Origin of the sequence: Polyangium sorediatum, assembly GCF_029946465.1 — a bacterium.
GTDB classification, from domain to species: Bacteria; Myxococcota_A; Polyangia; order Polyangiales; family Polyangiaceae; genus Polyangium; species Polyangium fumosum.
On sequence record NZ_JARZHI010000017.1, the window covers coordinates 177,508 to 194,368 of the forward strand.

15 protein-coding genes are annotated in these 16,861 nt (G+C 70.5%); 13 read left to right on the forward strand and 2 right to left on the reverse strand.

From position 1 onward, the window contains the following. Nucleotides 1-33: 33 nt before the first annotated feature. The 9 genes from QHF89_RS20910 (at nt 34) to QHF89_RS20950 (ending at nt 12,242) form a co-directional block, all read left to right on the forward strand. Nucleotides 34-1,035 carry an asparaginase gene (locus QHF89_RS20910; protein WP_136966477.1) on the forward strand — a complete coding sequence of 334 codons (1,002 nt, stop codon included), beginning with the start codon at nt 34-36 and terminating at the stop codon, nt 1,033-1,035. Continuing rightward, complete coding sequence (locus QHF89_RS20915; RefSeq protein ID WP_284720741.1) at nt 1,032-1,985, forward strand: DMT family transporter; 954 nt, start codon at nt 1,032-1,034, stop codon at nt 1,983-1,985. The genes QHF89_RS20910 and QHF89_RS20915 overlap by 4 nt, the downstream gene beginning before the upstream one ends. Nucleotides 1,986-2,060: 75 nt before the next feature. Next, nucleotides 2,061-4,595, forward strand: a complete 2,535-nt coding sequence (locus QHF89_RS20920; protein ID WP_284720742.1) for a glycosyltransferase — start codon at nt 2,061-2,063, stop codon at nt 4,593-4,595. A 111-nt stretch (nt 4,596-4,706) separates the two neighbouring features. Continuing rightward, nucleotides 4,707-5,375, forward strand: a complete 669-nt coding sequence (locus tag QHF89_RS20925; protein WP_136966476.1) for a ClpXP protease specificity-enhancing factor SspB — start codon at nt 4,707-4,709, stop codon at nt 5,373-5,375. 58 nt (nt 5,376-5,433) lie between these two features. Then, a complete protein-coding gene (locus QHF89_RS20930) occupies nt 5,434-6,666 on the forward strand; it encodes a branched-chain amino acid ABC transporter permease (protein ID WP_284720743.1) in 1,233 nt (410 codons plus the stop codon). Next, complete coding sequence (locus QHF89_RS20935) at nt 6,663-7,475, forward strand: ABC transporter ATP-binding protein (RefSeq protein WP_136966475.1); 813 nt, start codon at nt 6,663-6,665, stop codon at nt 7,473-7,475. The genes QHF89_RS20930 and QHF89_RS20935 overlap by 4 nt, the downstream gene beginning before the upstream one ends. Next, nucleotides 7,472-8,230, forward strand: a complete 759-nt coding sequence (locus QHF89_RS20940) for an ABC transporter ATP-binding protein (RefSeq protein WP_136966474.1) — start codon at nt 7,472-7,474, stop codon at nt 8,228-8,230. Before QHF89_RS20935 ends, QHF89_RS20940 begins: the two co-directional genes overlap by 4 nt. A gap of 164 nt (nt 8,231-8,394) precedes the next feature. Continuing rightward, nucleotides 8,395-8,763 carry a response regulator gene (locus tag QHF89_RS20945; RefSeq protein WP_136927032.1) on the forward strand — a complete coding sequence of 123 codons (369 nt, stop codon included), beginning with the start codon at nt 8,395-8,397 and terminating at the stop codon, nt 8,761-8,763. A 215-nt stretch (nt 8,764-8,978) separates the two neighbouring features. Further along, nucleotides 8,979-12,242: a MopE-related protein gene (locus QHF89_RS20950; protein ID WP_136966473.1), complete on the forward strand. Its 3,264-nt coding sequence runs from the start codon at nt 8,979-8,981 to the stop codon at nt 12,240-12,242. Between the two features lie 44 nt (nt 12,243-12,286). Here QHF89_RS20950 and QHF89_RS20955 read toward each other — a convergent pair whose 3' ends face one another. Beyond that, on the reverse strand, nt 12,287-13,348 hold the full coding sequence (locus tag QHF89_RS20955; RefSeq protein ID WP_136966472.1) for a hypothetical protein: 1,062 nt from the start codon (nt 13,346-13,348) through the stop codon (nt 12,287-12,289). 242 nt (nt 13,349-13,590) lie between these two features. On the opposite strand from QHF89_RS20955, the gene QHF89_RS20960 reads away from it, so the two are divergent. The 4 genes from QHF89_RS20960 (at nt 13,591) to QHF89_RS20975 (ending at nt 16,645) form a co-directional block, all read left to right on the forward strand. Further along, nucleotides 13,591-15,123, forward strand: a complete 1,533-nt coding sequence (locus QHF89_RS20960; protein ID WP_136966471.1) for a cellulose synthase family protein — start codon at nt 13,591-13,593, stop codon at nt 15,121-15,123. 132 nt (nt 15,124-15,255) lie between these two features. After that, nucleotides 15,256-15,582: an integration host factor subunit alpha gene (locus tag QHF89_RS20965; RefSeq protein ID WP_136927036.1), complete on the forward strand. Its 327-nt coding sequence runs from the start codon at nt 15,256-15,258 to the stop codon at nt 15,580-15,582. 5 nt (nt 15,583-15,587) lie between these two features. Beyond that, on the forward strand, nt 15,588-15,977 hold the full coding sequence (locus tag QHF89_RS20970) for a MerR family transcriptional regulator (protein WP_136927037.1): 390 nt from the start codon (nt 15,588-15,590) through the stop codon (nt 15,975-15,977). Nucleotides 15,978-15,988: 11 nt separating this feature from the next. Then, nucleotides 15,989-16,645, forward strand: a complete 657-nt coding sequence (locus QHF89_RS20975) for a hypothetical protein (protein WP_136966470.1) — start codon at nt 15,989-15,991, stop codon at nt 16,643-16,645. A 3-nt stretch (nt 16,646-16,648) separates the two neighbouring features. Here the strand turns inward: QHF89_RS20975 and QHF89_RS20980 are convergent. After that, nucleotides 16,649-16,861 (reverse strand): hypothetical protein (locus tag QHF89_RS20980; protein WP_284720744.1); only part of this gene is annotated, 213 nt, incomplete at its 5' end.

Sequence of the window (16,861 nt, forward strand, 5' to 3'; positions counted from 1 at the left end):
GCCAAACGCCGAACCTTTGCTAGGCTCGCGCCCGTGCGGCTCTTGCTGATCCACACGGGGGGGACGCTCATGATGCGCGGCGGCGATCCGACGCCGCTCGAACCCGACGTGTACACACGCGACCTCGTCGCGGAGCTGCCCGTCCTTCGCAAGCTCGCCGAGATCGAGACGAAGATCCTCTACAACCTCGACTCGGCCGACTTCCAGCCCCACCACTGGGTCGAGCTGGCAAAGACCGTGCACGCTTCGCTCGATCGGTACGACGGCTTCGTCATCGTGCACGGCACCGACACGATGGCCTACACCGCGAGCGCGCTCGCGTTCCTCCTGTCCGGCCTCGATCGTCCCGTGATCCTGACGGGCGCGCAGAAGCCGCTCGCGGACGTGCGCACCGATGCGCGGACGAACCTCGTCGACGCCTGTCATCTGGCGACGACGCGGGTCCCCGAGGTGGGCATCGCGTTCTACTCGGAGCTGCTCCGCGGCTGCCGCGCGACGAAGCTCGACGCGTGGGGGATGAAGGCCTTCGGCTCGCCCGCGTGCCCGCCGCTCGCGGAGCTCGGCCTCGGCGTGAACATCGCGCCGCACGTGCTCGCGCCGCGGCCGAGGTCGTCGTTCGACGGCCGGCTCGAGCCGCACGTGCTCGCGGTGCGCACGTTCCCGGGGCTCGATCCGCGGCTCTTGCACGGCGCTCTTGCGACGGGCGTGCGCGGCATGGTGATCGAGGCGTTCGGCGCGGGGAACGTGCCGCGGCTGGAGAACTCGCTCGTGCCCGTGCTCGAAGCGGCGCGCGCGGCGGACGTGCCCGTGGTGATCGTCAGCCAGTCGACGCGCGGCGCCGTGGATCTGACGCGGTACCACGGCGGTGTCGCGGCCGCGCGGGCGGGGGCGATCGGCGGCGGGGACATGACGACGGAGGCCGCGTTGACGAAGCTCATGATCGTGCTCGGTCGCGCGGAGGGCGCGAGCGAGGGCCGCAGCGCGGCGGCGCGCGCGGCGTTCGCGGCGTCGTGGGCCGGCGAGATCAGCGTGTGAGCGGAGCGAACACAGCGCTCGCGGGGCGTGGTCGCGCGGCCTTGTTCGTCACGCTCGCAGGGCTCTCCTTCGCCGTGAGCGCGCCGATGGCGGTGGTGGCGAAGCCCGCGCACCCGCTGTTCATCGCGTTCGGGCGAGTCTTCCTCGCGTCGCTCCTGCTCTTCGCGTTCGATCCGGCGGGTGTCGTGCGGCACGCGCGCGCGCTGCCTTCGTCGGTGCGCCTTCGGATCCTCGCGTGCGGGGCGATGCTCGGCGCGCACTTCGCGTTGTTCCAGGTGGGCCTCTTCGCGACCTCGCTCCCTGCGGCGGTCTCGCTCATCTCGCTCGAACCGCTCAGCGTGGTCGTCTTCGCGTTCCTCGTGCACGGCGTGCGGCCGACGCGGCGCGAGCAGGTCGGCGTGCTGCTCGCGACAGCGGGCGCCGTGGTGATCGGGCGCGCGGCGGGCACGGGCGAGCACAAGCTGGCGGGCGATCTCTACGTGCTCGGCGCGGTCTCGCTCTACGGGCTCTACGTGGCGGCGGCGCGCGCGATCAAGGACGCCTTGCCGGCGCGGCACGCGGGCTCGTTGATCTACGGCGTCGCCGCGCTCGTGGTCTTTGTGGTCTTGCCGCCGCTCGGCGCGCTCGACGGCGTGACGAGCTTGCCCGCAAAGTCGTTCGTGGCCCTCGCGACGATCGCCGTCGTCCCGACGATCATCGGCCACACCTCGGTGCAGGCCGCGGCGCGCACGCTGCCGCCTGCGATCGTGGCGCTCGTGTCGCCGGGCGAGACGCTCGGCGGTCTCGTGCTCGGCGCGGCGTTCCTCGGCGCCAAACCCACGGGGATGGAGCTCCTCGGCGCGGCCATCATCCTCGCGGGCGTGCTCGTCGCGATCCTTGGACCCGCGCCCCGGACAGACGCGCCGTGCGTCGCGGAAGACCCGGACGCACGCCAGACGCCCGGGGCGTGATCGAGGCGGATTTACGCTGGATCCAGCACGTCCGCGCGCTTGACACAGGTCGCTTCGAGGGGAGGCTCGCGTGCGATGTACGCGAGCCTGTTCCAGTCCGTGCTGTTCCCTCTGTACGAGACCCACCTCCGCAAGCGCGACACGTTGCGCGCGCTCGCCGAACTCGAACAGTCGCAGTGGCGCACGCCCGAAGAGGTCGCCGAGGACTCGTTCCGAAGGCTGCTCGAAGCGCTGCACCACGCCGAGAAACACGTGCCGTTTTACCGGCGTCGCTTCGCGGAGTACGGCGTGCGCGCGAGCCAGGTGAAGGCGCCCGCGGACCTCGCGGCCTTCCCGATCCTGACGAAGGAAGACGTGCGCCTCTTCAGCAAGGAGCTCGTCGCCGAGTCCCACGTGGGCACGCTCCACCAGGGCGCGACCGGAGGCTCGACCGGCGTGCCGGTGCGCTTCATGTACGATCATCCGACGTACGAGCGTCGTGTCGCCGCCGCGCTGCGCGCCGACGGCTGGGCCGGCGCCGTGATGGGCGAGAAGGAGCTGCACGTCTGGGGTCGCCCGCCCGGCGAGAGGAAGGGGTTCGACACGACGAAGCGCGCGGTGCACGAGGCGATCTGGCGGCGCAGGTACATCTCGACCTTCCACCTGCGCGCCGATCGGCTCGCCGACACGGTCCGCGAGATCGTCGATTACGCGCCGCGCGTGGTGATCGGTTACACGACGCCGCTCTTCCTCCTCGCGCGCGCCGCGCTGGAGCACGGCATCACGATCCCGCCGCCGCGGGGCATCATCACCTCCGCGGAGAAGCTCTTCGAGGCGCAACGCGAGGTCATCGAGCGCGCGTTCGGCGCGCCCGTCTTCGATCGCTACGGCTGCCGCGAGATGATGCTGATCGGCGCCGAGTGCGAGCGGCACGAAGGCCTGCACGTGCACGCCGAGGGCGTGTTCGTCGAGCTTTGCAGCGATGGCCGCCCGGTCCCCGTGGGCACGCCCGGCGAGGTGCTCCTCACCGATCTCTACAACCGCGCGATGCCCCTCCTCCGCTACCGCAACGAGGATGTGGCCGTCGCCAAGGCCGGCGCCTGCGCGTGTGGTCGCGGGCTGCCGCGGCTCGCCTCGGTCGAGGGCCGCGTGCTCGATCTGCTCATCGGCGAGGACAGCCGCATCGTCGCCGGCGAGATGATCCCCTTCCTGTTCAAGGACCTGCCGGTCGAGCGTTACCAGGTCCACCAGCGCGCCGATCGCACGGTGACGCTGCGCATCGTCCCCGGGCCGAGCTACGGGCCCGAGGTGACGAAGCTCGTCGACGAGCGCCTGCGGCTCGTGCTCGGCGCGAACGCGCCGCTCACCGTGGAGCTCGTGCGCGACATCCCGCTCACCGCCGCGGGCAAACATCGGGTCACGGTCTCGGACGTGCCCGTGGATCTCGGCAGCGTGACGATCGAGAAGGCGAACGAGGACAAGCCCGCCGCGCGCGTCGCCGCGCCGAAGCCGCGCACGCGCGTCGCGCACGTGGTGCTCGGCCTTCGAGCAGGCGGGCTCGAGCGCGTGGTGCTCGACCTCGTGCAAGGCATCGATCGCGCGCGCTTCGATCCGATGGTGATCGCGCTCGAGGAGCCGGGCGAGCTCGCGCCGCAGCTCGCGACGATGGACGTGCCGCTGCGGCTGCTCAAGCGGGGGCAGGGGTTCGATCCAAGCGTGATCGGCGAGCTCTCGGATCTGTTCGGTCGTGAAGGGATCGACCTCGTGCACACGCACAACCCGCGCCCGCACGTGCACGGCGCGCTCGCGGCCCTCGCTGCGCGGCGCGTGACGGGCAAGCGACCGCGCGTGGTCCACACGAAGCACGGGCGCAACTACCCGGACGACCTCGGGCGCGTGATCGCGAACCGCATGGCCTCGGCGCTCTCCGACCGGATCGTGGCCGTGAGCGACGACGCGCGGCGCGTGGCCTTGGAGATCGAGCGCGGCAGCGCGCGGCGGCTCGTGACGATCCGCAACGGCGTCGACACGCGCGCTTACAAGCCCGGCGACGCCCCGCGCGCGAGGCGGGTGCTCGACGTGCCCGCGGGCGTGCTCCACGTGGGCTGCGTGGCGCGCCTCTCGGCCGAGAAGGACCACGCCACGCTGATCACGGCCTTCGCGCGCGTGCGCACGAGCCACCCCGGCGCGCGGCTGACGCTCGTCGGCGAGGGCGCCGAGCGCGCTTCGCTCGAAGCGCTGGTCAAGACGTTCGGCCTGCACGGCGCGGTGAGCTTCCTCGGCCACCGCGATGACGTGGCCGCGCTCCTGCCCGGCTTCGACCTCTTCGCGCTCGCCTCGCGCACGGAGGGCACGAGCCTCACGCTCCTCGAAGCCGCGGCCGCGGGCCTGCCGATCGTGGCCACGCGGGTCGGCGGCAACCCCGAGGTCGTGACCGACGGCGAGACCGGCCTCCTCGTCCCGGCCGGACAGCCCGCCGCGTTCGCCGACGCGATCGGGAGCGTCTGGGCGCGCCCCGATCGCGCGCGCATGGGCGCCGCCGGCCGCGCGCTCGTGGAGGAACGTTACGGGATGAAAAAGATGCTCTCCGCCTACGAGACCCTGTACGCCGAGGTCTTGCGCCTCGCCTGAGGCTGCTTGGTCTCGAGGCGCCCGCGCCGGCCTCCGAGCGGGCGCGCGCGGCGCTCGGCTCGCGCATTCCGGGCTTGGCGAGATGCGCGCTTACAGGGTATCGGAGAGAGGATGTCCGACGGTCACCAGAAGCTCCCGCCCAAAAAGGAGGTCGCGCTCGCCCTGCTCGAGGGGCCCAGCATGTACGTGCACCTCGACCCGCGACGTTCGGGCGTGCTGGTGCCGAAGCGCTTCCTCGACAAGCCGCAGCTCGTCCTGCAAATCGGGCTCAACATGTTCATCCCGATCCCCGACCTCAAGGTCGACGACGAGGGCATCTCCTGCACGCTCTCGTTCGATCGGGCCCCCTTCTGGTGCCTCATGCCCTGGAACGCGATCTACGCGCTGGTCGGCGAAGACGGCCGGGGGATGATGTGGCCGACCGACATCCCGCCCGAGGTGGTGGCGCAGATGCAGGCCCCGCCGCAGCAGGCGAAGGACGCGCAAAAGCCCGTGCCGAAGAGGCCGCGCCCCAGGCTCGCCGCCGTCGGCGACGCGCCGCCGGAGCCCGAGGAGAAGGCGCTCGCCGAGGATTCGGCCCCGGCGTCGGCCCCGCCTTCCGAGGAGGCCGCCGCGAAGGAAGATGCCTCGGGCGAAGCGGCCGCGGCCGCGGAGAGCAGCGCCGAAGAGCCGAAGACCGTGGAAGCGACGGAGTCTCCGCGCCCGCAGGCGGCGCCCGCGCAGCTCCCGGGGCGCAAGCCGCGCCGCGAGCTGCCGCCCTACCTGCGGGTGGTGAAGTAAGAACCCGCGTCGCTCCTGCTTGACCGTAGGAGCTGACCGCGCGAGTTTTCCACCGCCCATGTCCCCCTCGACGCTGGGAGACGGCGCTCGGACGAGCCGAGCCACGTCGACCAACCCCCTCCTGCGCCGCATCCTGGTCACGTTGGCCCTCATCGGCGCCGTCGTGGGGCTCGAATTCGCGTTCGACACGCTCGTGCCCGACGCGGCCCTGCAACAGCTCGTGCTGTTCGCCATGGTCAACGTCGTCGTCGCCCTCTCGCTGAACGTCATCAACGGGATGGCGGGGCAGTTCTCGATCGGCCACGCGGGCTTCGTCGGGATCGGCGCGTACACGGCCGCGATCGTCGCGGGGCACATCCACAAGGCGCTCGGCGTCGACGACATCCTCTTCTCGAACTCGTTCCTCGTCATGCCCGCGGCGATCCTCGCTTCGGGCGCGGTGGCCGCGCTCTTCGGCTTCGTCGTGGGCCTGCCGAGCCTGAGGCTCCGCGGCGATTACCTCGCGATCGTCACGCTCGGCTTCGCCGAGATCTTCCGGTTGGTCATCGCGACCGCGCAGACGGGCGGCGACGTCGAGGGGCCGATCGCGCAGTTCCTCGCGTACCTCGGCGGGCAAAACGGATATGCGGGGCCCGATCGCAACGGCGTGCCTCAGTACGCCGGCCCGTTCTGGATCTTCGGCGCGGCCGTGGTCGCGGTGATCATCGCGTGGCGGCTCAAGTTCTCGGGCTGGGGGCGCGCGCTCCGGGCGCTGCGCGAGGACGAGATCGCGACGGCCAGCGTGGGCGTCGATCCGACGCGGTACAAGGTGACCTCGTTCGTCATCGCGGCGACCGGGGCCGGCGTCGCGGGCGCGATGCTCGCGTCGATGCGCAACGGCAACCCCACCGTCCAGCCCGATCAGTTCACGTTCGCCTACTCGTTCGACGCGATCACCATGGTGATCCTCGGCGGCTCGGGCAGCGTGTCCGGCGCGATCGTGGGCGGCGTGTTCGTCACGTTCACCGTGAAGATGATCGAGCAGCTCCAGCGCTTCGAGTCGGTGCAGGCGCTCCAGGCGGCCTACCCCGCGCTCGACCTCAACGCGCTGCGCATGGTCGTCTACGCGTCCGTGCTGATCGGCCTCATGATCCTGCGCCCCGAGGGCATCTTCGGCGAGCGCGAGCTCTTCCGGCGCAAGCCCCGCCAGCGCGTCAGCCACGCTCCGCCCGAGCCCTTGCCTGCGCGCACCGAGGCGGAGGCGGATCCGAAGAGCGAGACCGGGCCCCTCACGGGGAAGGGGGAGAAGTGAGCGCGCTCGACCTCCAGGGCGTGACGAAGACCTTCGGCGGCCTGCGCGCCGTCGGGGGTGTGACCTTCAAAGTGCCCGAGCGCTCCATCTTCGGCCTCATCGGTCCGAACGGCGCGGGCAAGACGACGGTCTTCAACCTCGTGACCGGCGTTTACAAGCCGGATACGGGCTCGATCCGCTTCGCCGGCGAGGAGCTCTCGCAGCTCAAGCCCGCGCAGATCGCGCGCCGCGGCGTCGCGCGCACGTTCCAGAACATCCGCCTCTTCGGCCAGCTCACCGTGCTGGAGAACGTGCTCGTCGCCTGCGAGAACCGCAGGCGCTCGGGCCTGCTCGCGGCCCTGCTCCGCTCGCCCTCGTTTTTCCGCGACGAGGCCGAGATGCAGCGTCGCGCGATCGAGCTGCTCGCGATCTTCGACCTCGATGGACTCGCGGACGAGACCTCGACCTCGCTCTCCTACGGCAACCAGCGCCGGCTGGAGATCGCGCGCGCGATGATGCTCGAGCCGAAGATCCTGCTGCTCGACGAGCCGGCCGCGGGCATGAACTACGGCGAGGCCGAGGGCCTGAAGAAGCAGATCCGCTGGCTGCGCGACCGCTTCGATCTGACGGTCATCCTCGTCGAGCACAACATGCAGGTGGTCATGGGCGTGTGCGAGGAGATCCACGTGCTCGACCACGGCGAGACCATCGCCCACGGCACGCCCGAGGAGGTCCGCAAGGATCCCAAGGTGCTCGCCGCGTACCTCGGCGAAGAGACGCCGGACGAGGCCGCGGCCGCCGCAGCGGCCGAGGAGGAGGCCGCGACGTGAAGACCGCGCACCCGACGCGAAAGGCCCCCACGGCCGAGGTGGGCAAGCCGCTGCTCGTCGTGGAGAAGCTCGCCGTCTCGTACGGCGGCATCAAGGCGCTGAAGGGCGTGAGCCTGGAGGTGCGCCGCGGCGAGATCGTCGCGATGATCGGCGCGAACGGCGCAGGCAAGACGACGACGTTGAAGACGATCGTGCGGCTCTTGCCGATCACCACGGGCAAGGTCGTCTACGACGGCAAGGATCTCGCCGGGGTCCCGGCCGAGGAGATGGTGAGCCTCGGCATCTCCCTCGTGCCCGAGGGCCGCGCGATCTTCCCGAACCTGACGGTGCGCGAGAACCTGGAGATCGGCGCCTGGAACCACAAGAACCGGGCGACGATGGACGAGACGCTCGAGGACGTGGTGCGCCTCTTCCCGAGGCTCGGCGAGCGGATGAAGCAGGAGGGCGGCACGCTCTCGGGCGGTGAGCAGCAGATGCTCGCGATTGGCCGCGCGCTGATGGCCCGGCCTTCCATGCTCCTGCTCGACGAGCCCTCGCTCGGCATCGCGCCGCGTCTCGTCGCGGACATCTTCGAGGCGATCGCTCGGGTCGCGCAGGCCGGGACGACCATCCTGCTCGTCGAGCAGAACACGCGCCTGGCGCTGAAATACAGCATGCGGGCGTATGTGCTCCGTACCGGCGAGATCGCGATGACCGACGATTCGAAGGCGCTCGCGGCGAATGAAGAGGTCCGCGCGGCGTACCTCGGCGGCTAGCGCTCCCTGACCTCGCTCGTGCTGCGAAATGACGCGGCACGTGGTGTGCAAACGCGGACGCACGGATCGCGCTGCGCAGCCTGCGTCGCCGCGCCGAACCCGCTCTCCGCGCGTTCGCCGGTTCCTGGGCCCACGGGCGCGTCTTTTGCTAAGGGCGAACCATCATGGAATCTGCTGCTGCGATACGCGTCCTGGTCATCGACGAGAACCCCACGAGCGCCGGTAACCTCGCGACGTTCCTTTCCGCGCATCATTACGATGTGGCGACCTGCTCTGCCTTGGACGGGGCCCGGGATGTGGTCTCGTCGCGCAGGCCGCACGTGCTCGTGCTCGCGACGAAGGACCATCCGCACGCCGAGGTCGAGGAGGTGCGGAAGGTGTATCCTCGGCTGCCGCTCGTGCTGCTGACGGCGGAGGCGGGGCAGGAGCTCCTGCTCGACGTCGAGGCGTTCGCCCCCGCGGTTCCCGCGTCCCCTTCGCGCGGCTTTGGCCACATCGAGTCGGCCGTCGAAGCTGCAGCGCACTTTTCCTGACGTCCTGCAAGCCGATCCTCCCCGGAGGGCGCCGCGTTCGTCGTGGCTCGATGGACACATGTGCGTGTCCCTGCACCACGCTTGCGCGGCGCAGCAGGAAAGGCGACCATTCGCCCCCCTGGTCGAAGGATCGACCAAGGACTGAGGCGCGCCCACGTTCCCCGGCGCGCCCTCGCCGAGGCTCCCGCCTCGTTCGCGCCCTTCCCGGAGGACCGATGTCGAAATTCAAGGGCTTCTTCGCCGTCCTTGCGGCGCTTTGCGTCTTCGTGTTCGCAGGGCGCGCCGAGGCGACGCATTTTCGTTACGGCAACATCACCTGGAGCATCCCCGATCCGGTCTCGGCTCCACGCACCGTGCGCTTCGAGGTCACGACCGCTTGGCGCGCCACGTTCGTCGATTCCACCACGCTCTTCTTCGGCGACGGGACCTACCACGCCACGACGACAGGCGCGGTCATCGGGAGCGGGGTCGATGCCGCGGGCCTCGAGTACAAGGTCACCCGATACGCCGCGACACACACCTACGCCGCGGCCGGCCAGTACACCGCGTATTTCGGCTCGTGCTGCCGCATCTCGGAGCTCGTCAACGGCGCCGACGACGACTTCCGCGTCGAGGCCAAGGTCGACTTGACGGCGGGCAACACGGGCAACGCCGTCTCGGTGGTGCCCGCGCTCATCCAGATGCAGATCAACGGGGTCCGCACGATCCAGATCCCCGCGACCGACCCCGATGGGACGCCGGTCACCTGCCGCTTCTCCAACGCTGCGGAGATCGGCTCCGCGGCCACGATCAATCCCCCGAAGATCCCGGCCAACAACAACGCCCCGACGCTCACCCCGAGCACGAACCCGCCGGGTTGCACGCTCACGTGGGACACGAACGGCGCCGTCGCGGGCCAATCGTATGCGGTTCAGGTGGTGCTCGAGTCGCCGAACGAGAACGACCCGACGCTCAAGAGCAGCGCCGTGGTCGACTTCATGATCGAGATGGTCCAGTCGCCCGTGCCCACGTGCACGGGCAGCGACAGCTTCGTCGTCGACATGGGCCAGACGCTGAACACGAACTTCACGGGGACGTCGAACTCGTTCCTCAAGATGACGTCGATCGGCTCGGTCGGCGTCCTGAACCCCATCCCCGGCACGACCAAGCCGAGCCCCTTCACGACGAACCTCACCTGGACGCCCGGTCCCGGCGAGGAGGGGACACACGTCCTCGCGATCGTTTACACGAACCAGCTCAACGTCAGCGGCTACTGCACGCTCACGGTGACGGTGCCGGAGTGCGCCGTGTACGGCACGCCCTGCTCGACCGGCATTGGCGCCTGCTTGGGTACGGGCATCGAGCAGTGCCTCGGGCCCGATGTGATTTGCACCGCCGTGGCGAAGGCTCCGATGCCCGAGGTCTGCAACGGCATCGATGACGACTGCAACGACACGATCGACGACAACAACCCCGAGTCCGGCACGCCCTGCACGACGGGCCTGCCCGACGTCTGCAGCGCGGGCCTCCGGAACTGCAACGCAGGCGTGCTCGAGTGCGTGCCCGACGTCGCGCCCGGCACCATCACCGAGACCTGCAATGGGGTCGACGACGATTGCGACGGCACGACCGACGAGGGCTACGGCCTCGACGTCGCATGCATCGTGGGCGACGGCGTGTGCGAGGCGGTCGGCAAGATCGTCTGCGACGGGCCGGACGCCACGACCTGCAACGCCGTCCCCGGCGTTCCCACGCAGGAGATGTGCGACGGCGCGGACAACGACTGCGACGGCGTGCCTGACGACGGCTTCGACGTCGGCACGGCCTGCACAGAGGGCCTCGGCGAGTGCGTGGCGAGCGGCGTGAACGTCTGCAAACCCGATGGCACCGGCGTGGTCTGCAACGCGGTGCTCGGCACGCCGACCCTCGAGATCTGCGGCGACGACAAGGACACCGACTGCGACGGCAACAACGAAAACGGCTGCGGCGACATGGACGGCGACGGCCTGTACGACGCCCTCGAAGAGCAAACCGGCACGAAGCCGGACGACGCCGACAGCGACGACGACGGCGTGCTCGACGGCGAGGAGCCCCAATGGGACGTGGACTCCGACGGCGACGGGCTCATCAACGCGCTCGACCCCGACAGCGATGACGACGGCCTGTTCGACGGCACCGAGCTCGGCAAGTCCTGCAACGATCCCGACACGGCCGCGCATCTCGGCCACTGCCGGCCCGACGCCGACGCCGGCCAGACGGGGACCGATCCGCTGAACCCCGACAGCGACGACGACGGCAAGAGCGACGGCTCGGAGGACCCGAACCTGAACGGCGCCGTCGACCCGGGCGAGGGCAACCCCGAGAACCCCGGCGACGCGAACACGACGAAGGACTTCGACGGCGACGGCCTCGGCGACGCGCTGGAGAAGACGCTCGGCACGGACGAGAAGGACGCGGACTCGGACGACGACGGCCTGCTCGACGGCGACGAGCGGAACCCGAGCGACGACACGGACGGCGACGGGCTCATCAACGTGCGTGACGTCGACAGCGACAACGACGCGCTCTTCGACGGCACCGAGGCGGGCAAGGGCTGCCAGCACCCGGCGACGAACGCCACGGCCGGTCATTGCCGCGCCGACGGCGATCTCGGCGGCACGAAGACCTCGCCCGTCGCGCGCGACACCGACGGCGGCTCGAAGAGCGACGGCTCCGAGGACGGCAACCTCAACGGCGTGATCGACGCGGGCGAGGGCAACCCGAACAACGAGTCCGACGACGCGAATGTCGTCGACACCGACGGCGACGGCCTGAGCGACGCGCTGGAGAAGGCGCTCGGCACGGGCGCGAACGACGCGGACACGGACGACGACGGCCTCGCCGACGGCGACGAGCCGAACCCGAGCGACGACACCGACGGCGACGGCGGGCGCAACGTGAAGGACGCGGATTCGGACAACGACGGTCTCGCCGACGGCACGGAGGCGGGCCGCCCGTGCGACGGCGAGGGGACGGACCCGGCCGCGCAGAAGTGCACAGCGGACGCGGATAACGGCGCGACGAAGACGCTCGTGCTCGTCGCGGATACGGACGGCGGCTCGAAGAGCGACGGCGCCGAGGACACGAACCTGAACGGCAAGCTCGACGCGGGTGAGACGAACCCGCTCTTCGCCGGCGACGACATCACGCAGCCCGAGTGCACGGCGGACGCGGACTGCGGCGGTGCGTCGAGCGGCACGATCTGCGAGGAGCAGCGCTGCGTCCCCGGCTGCCGCGGCGCCGGCGGCAACGGCTGCCCCGAAGGTCAGGTGTGCTCGTCGACGTCGAACGCGCCCGGCCTGTGCAAGGCCGAGCCGCCGCCGGACACCACCCCGGAGACGCCGGAGCCCACCGAGGGTTGCGGCTGCCGCACCGCGCCTGCGCAAGGCGGCGCGTTGCCCATCACGCTCACGCTCGTCGCGGGTCTCCTCTTCGCGACGCGCCGCCGCCGCGCGGCCTGAGCGCCCGCCCTGTCACCCCTCTCCCGCCGCTGCGGGAGAGGGGTTCATCCCACCTCATCCGAAGCCACGAGCCCGTCGTAGAACTCGGTCACGATCGACGCGAGCCACGCTTGCGCGGCCGGCGTCGTGATCGTCGCCGTGAGCGCGGGGAATGTCGCGTCCGCGAGGGCGCGGACGATCTCGCGCGGCGGTTTGTCCGGCAGCCCGAGCGACGCGAACACCTCGGACACGGGCTTCGCCTCGTTCTCCTTCACCCACGCCGTCACGAACGCGCGCCGCCGCGCCGCGAGCTCCTCGTTCGCCGCGAGGTGCGCCGCCACGTCGACGCCGATGCGCGCGCCTTGTTTCGTCGCGTCGACATCGAGCAGCACCTCGGCGAAGCGTTGCTCCAGGAGGAACCTCGCGAGCCTCTGCCGCAGCGCCACGAACGGCGGCTCGTTGCCGCGCGCGAGGATCGACTCCGCGGCGTTCTTCACGGCCTTCTGCGAGAAGCCGAGCAAGAATTTCCGGATCTCCGGATCGAGCCGCTTCTCGAAGTCCACGCGCAGCCCGTCGATCGACTTGCCCACGCCGCCGAGGCCGAAGGGCCCGAGCTTTTTCATCAGCGAGGGCAACCCCCACTCCGCGACGAACGGGTTCACGCGCTCCGAGAACTGCTTCAGCCCGTCGTGCATGACCTCGCGCATGACCTCGCGCGCGGCCTCGCTCTCGGCGATCTCGCGCACGAGCTTCGGCGGGAGCACGTCGGGCCGCGCGACGAGCTCGGCGAGGCCTTTTTGCGCGTGCTCCGGCACGAACGACCCGATTGTCGCGCGCTCCTTCACGAGCTGCGCGTGCACCTCGCGCGCGAGCCGCTCGATCGCGGGGCGCAGCGCGCCGTCCACGGTCTGCTTCGTGATCGCCGCATCGAGCGCCGAAGCGAGCGAGCCCGGCTCGACGAGCTGACCGAGCGGCGCGAAGCGAAGCTCGTCGAGCACGTCGGCCACGGTCTTTTGCCACTCGGCGCGCGCGGCGGGCGAGGTGAGCCGCGCTTTCAGGAAGGCGATGTGCCGCGTCTTGAGGTCTTCGAGCGCGGCGCGGGTCGTCTGCACGGATCGATCGTTCACCTGCCGAAGGTAACCCGCGTGCCTTTGCAGCGCGAGGCGCCGAGGGCGCGCGGGTCCTCCGGCGCGGCTTGGAAGTGTCGAGGTTCGTCAGGACTTGTCACGGGGGGCGGGGGAGGCGCGGCAGGATGTGACGAGCAGAGACAAACCGAGACAACGTTTTACAAGTCCATGACAACTATGACGGCCGGGCTCTGGTACTCCCTCGTTGTCTGCTGTTTTTGCGCCCGAGGGAGGCGCGTCCGATGCTCCACACGATGCTCGTCGTCCTGTACTTCGCCGTCCTCCTCGCTCTCAGCGCGTACGGTCTGCACCGGCTGCACCTCGTGGTCCTGTGCCTTCGGCATCGCCGCGCGATCGAGCGCGCGAAGCAAATGCCTCACGTGGCCGAAGAAGACCTGCCTCGCGTGACGATCCAGCTCCCGCTGTTCAACGAGTCCACTGTGGCCGCGCGCCTACTCGAGGCGACCGCGCGCATGGACTACCCGGCGGACAAGCTGGAAATCCAGGTCCTCGACGACTCGACCGACGAGACGCAAGCGCTCGTCCGTGCGCACGTCGACCGCCTGCGCGAGCGCGGCGTCGACGCCGTCTACCTGCACCGGACGAACCGCGTCGGCTACAAGGCGGGCGCGCTCGACGAGGGGCTCAAGGTCGCGAAGGGCGATCTCGTCGCCATCTTCGACGCGGACTTCATCCCGCAGCCCTCGTTCGTGCGCAGCATCGTGGGTCACTTCGCGGACCCGAAGATCGGCATGGTCCAGACGCGCTGGGGCCACCTGAACCGCGAGCACTCGGTGCTCACGAAGGTCCAGGCGCTCATGCTCGACGGCCACCACCTCGTCGAGAACCGCGCGCGTTACGGCGCCGGCCTGCTCTTCAACTTCTCCGGCACCGGCGGCATGTGGCGCAAGAACGCGATCCACGAGGCCGGCGGCTGGCAGCACGACACGCTCACCGAGGACCTCGACCTCTCGTACCGCGCGCAGCTCGCGGGCTGGAAGTTCGTCTACCGCGAGGACGTGGTCTCGCCGTCGGAGCTGCCCGAGGACGTCTCGGCGCTCCGCGCGCAGCAGTACCGTTGGGCGAAGGGCACCGTGCAGACGGCCCGCAAGCTCCTCAAGCGCGTGCTCTCCTCGAACATCAGCCTGGCGCAGCGCATCGAGGCTCTTTTCCACCTCACGCCGCACTTCGCCTACCCGCTCATGGTGACCCTGAGCGTGCTGCTCCTGCCCGCGCTCGTGCTCCTGCCGGCCACGGACACGCTCACGATGCTCATCGTCGACCTGCCGCTCTGCGTGGCGACGACGGGCTCGCTCGCGGCGTTCTACATGTTCGCCGAGGCGGCCCAGGGCCGGAGCCGCGCGAACGTGCTCACGCGGCTGCCGATGCTCATCGCTCTCGGCACGGGCCTCGCGCCGCACCTCTCGAAGGCGGTCTTCGAGGGCCTGCGCCACATGGCCGGTGAGTTCGTCCGGACCCCGAAGCACGGCGTCAACAAGGGCCGCTACCGCGCCCGCGCCGACCTGCCGCTCCTCGAGACGGGCCTGTGCCTGCTCTCCTTCGGCTCGACGGTCGCCTCGATCCAGACGGGCCACTACTTCGCCACGCCGTTCGCGGCGCTCTTCACGATCGGCTACGGCTACGTGGCGATGCTCGTGGCGCACGAGCAGTCGACGCGCCGCCGCGAGGCCGCGCCCATGCTCCTCGCCGCGTCGAGCGAGCGCCCGAGCGAGCCCACGGCTGCCGAGCAGCCCGTCGGCAAGCTCGCTGCCTGATCGCCTCTCCCTCCCGTCATGCGCCGCCGCGGCGCCCCTCCTCGCCCCTCCACGCTTCTCCACATCACTCCCCCCTGGAAATTCCGGGCCCGGGCTCTTATTCTCGGCGTCGCAAGGGCGGGACTTTCGTCTATGACCAAGGCCGAAATCGTACAAGCCGTCTACGGTCGGCTCGGGGGGTTCTCGAAGAAGGAGTCGGCAGACCTCGTCGACCTCGTGTTCGAGACGATGAAGGAGACCCTCGGCCGCGGTGAGAAGATCAAGATCTCGGGCTTCGGCAACTTCGTTCTGCGCGACAAACGCCAGCGCCAGGGCCGGAACCCGCAGACGGGCGATCCGATCGTGATCACCGAGCGCCGTGTCCTCTCCTTCAAGGCGAGCCAGATCCTGAAGCACGCGCTGAACCCGCGTGTCTCCGGGGCGAGCGGCGCCACGGCTTCCGCCGTCGCGGAGGAGTGAGCGGCTTGTCCGGGCGCCGAGAGCTTCCTGCGAAGCTCTACTACCGCATCGGAGAGGTCGCCGGGATCGTCGGCGTCGAGACGCACGTGCTGCGTTACTGGGAGAGCGAGTTCCGCTCCATCCGGCCGCAGAAGTCCGCCAAAGGGCAACGTGTCTACTCGCGCCGCGACGTGGAGACGCTGCTCAAGGTGAAGGACCTGCTCTACGCGCACCGCTTCACGATCGCGGGCGCGCGTCGTAAGCTGCGCGAGGGCGGCATCGAGCCACCCGGCGAGGACGATCCGAGCGTGGAGCAAGCGCGAAGGATGCGCGAGGCGCTGCTCGACATCCGGAGCGAGCTCGTCGCGATGATGCGTGAGCTCGACGAGCCCAAGGCCACGGGCAAGAAGAGCTAGAGCGGCGCGCGATGACCGAGCGGCGCGAGGAGGCGCTCTCCGGCGGGGCCATCGTGCGCTTCGGCGTGCCCAGAGGCGCAGTGGAAGAGAGCGCCGATGCGCTGCCGCGGATCGAGGTGTCGAGCCTGAAAGGCGCGCGCGTGGGGCTGCGGGCTGGCTTCGTGGACGAGGCGGGTTTGCGGCTGCGCGTCGCGTGCGTGGAAGCGCCGTCGGACCGGTTCGCGCCGGGCGTGGAGGAGATCGTGCTCGGCATGGCGACGTCGATCGCGCGGGGCGCGGCGTCGGACGGGATCACGCTCGACCGCTGGGATGCCGAGGGCATCACGCGGCACGAGGGCCGCTTCGAGCAAGCGCTCACGGGGCAGGGGACGCGCGGCGACAGGCCCGTCATGCTTCGAGGTCGGCACGTCCTCGGCTTCGAGGGCGCCGCGAGCGAAGCGGTGTTGTGCACGTTCGTCTGCGAGGAGCCACGCGCGGGCGAGCGTTGCGCCGCGCTCGTTGCGAACGCCGAACTCGCGTCGCTCGTGCCGCCGCCGCCGCCGAGTTGGTTGGTGCGTACGATCTTGATGGCAGCCGAGCAGCCGCGGGAGGCGGCCTTGCTCGGCCTGGGGATCGGCGTGCTCTTGGTCGCGGTGCTGCTCGCGCGGCGACCGCGACCTTCGCCCTGAGACTCAGAACGGGATGTCGTCGCCGCCGTCGTAGCCGCCGAAATCATCCGGCGGAGGCCCGGGATCCGGCGCGGGACGACCGCCGCCGCCGCCGCCACCGCCGCCGCGGTTGGTGCCGCCGCCACCACCCCCACCACCGCCGCGCGGGCCGCCGTAACCACCACCGCCACCGCCGCGGCTGCCGCCGCCGCCGCCACCACCGCCGCCGCTGAAGTC

Excerpts from the sequence above, each read along its gene's own strand:
- QHF89_RS20920 (WP_284720742.1), top strand. The coding sequence starts at position 2,061 with ATGTACGCGAGCCTGTTCCAGTCCGTGCTGTTCCCTCTGTACGAGACC.
- QHF89_RS20925 (WP_136966476.1), top strand. The coding sequence starts at position 4,707 with ATGTCCGACGGTCACCAGAAGCTCCCGCCCAAAAAGGAGGTCGCGCTC.
- QHF89_RS20930 (WP_284720743.1), top strand. The coding sequence starts at position 5,434 with ATGTCCCCCTCGACGCTGGGAGACGGCGCTCGGACGAGCCGAGCCACG.
- QHF89_RS20945 (WP_136927032.1), top strand. The coding sequence starts at position 8,395 with ATGGAATCTGCTGCTGCGATACGCGTCCTGGTCATCGACGAGAACCCC.
- QHF89_RS20950 (WP_136966473.1), top strand. The coding sequence starts at position 8,979 with ATGTCGAAATTCAAGGGCTTCTTCGCCGTCCTTGCGGCGCTTTGCGTC.
- QHF89_RS20960 (WP_136966471.1), top strand. The coding sequence starts at position 13,591 with ATGCTCCACACGATGCTCGTCGTCCTGTACTTCGCCGTCCTCCTCGCT.
- QHF89_RS20965 (WP_136927036.1), top strand. The coding sequence starts at position 15,256 with ATGACCAAGGCCGAAATCGTACAAGCCGTCTACGGTCGGCTCGGGGGG.
- QHF89_RS20975 (WP_136966470.1), top strand. The coding sequence starts at position 15,989 with ATGACCGAGCGGCGCGAGGAGGCGCTCTCCGGCGGGGCCATCGTGCGC.